This window comes from Arthrobacter sp. B6 (genome assembly GCF_001663775.1).
Classification (GTDB): domain Bacteria; phylum Actinomycetota; class Actinomycetes; order Actinomycetales; family Micrococcaceae; genus Arthrobacter.
Map to the genome: position 1 here is coordinate 1 of NZ_LQAP01000025.1, position 630 is coordinate 630.

Annotated in this window: 1 protein-coding gene; it reads right to left on the reverse strand. The window is 65.2% G+C overall.

Annotation, left to right across the window (positions count from 1 at the left end):
* The coding region (locus AU175_RS20990; RefSeq protein ID WP_156642548.1) for a sugar phosphate isomerase/epimerase family protein at nucleotides 1-630 on the reverse strand (630 nt) is incomplete at both ends.

A 630-nucleotide genomic window follows, 5' to 3' on the forward strand; every position in this document is an offset into this window, starting at 1 on the left:
CGCCCCACGCCAGGTGGGAGCCCAGGACGGTGTTCCGGCCGGTGGGGCGGAGCTTGGTGTCCTTGCAGTCCACGTGGTAGATCCGGTCCTTGAAGTCCCAGATGAAGGAGACGGGGTCGATGCCCTGCCACATCATGTGGGAGGGGTCCCAGTTCAGGCCGAACGCGGGCCGGTGGCCGATCGCTTCGAGGGTGCGCACGGTGGTCCAGTAGTCGTAGGCGATCTCAGAGGGGTGGACTTCGTGGGCGAAGCGGACGCCGCATTCGTCGAAGACGTCCAGGATGGGGTTCCAGCGGTCGGCGAAGTCCTGGTAGCCGGCGTCGATGACTTTTTCCGGGACGGGCGGGAACATGGCGACGTATTGCCAGATGGAGGAGCCGGTGAAGCCGACGACGGTGTCCACGCCCAGTGCCTTGGCGAGCCGGGCGGTGTGTTTCATTTCCTCGGCGGCACGCTGCCGGACACCTTCCGGGTCGCCGTCGCCCCAGACCTTCGCCCCGACGATCGCTTCGTGGCGGAAGTCGATGGGGTCATCGCAGACGGCCTGGCCTTTGAGGTGGTTGGAGATGGCCCAGACCTTGAGGTTGTACTTGTCCAGGACAGCGAGTTTGGATTCGACGTAGCCGGGTT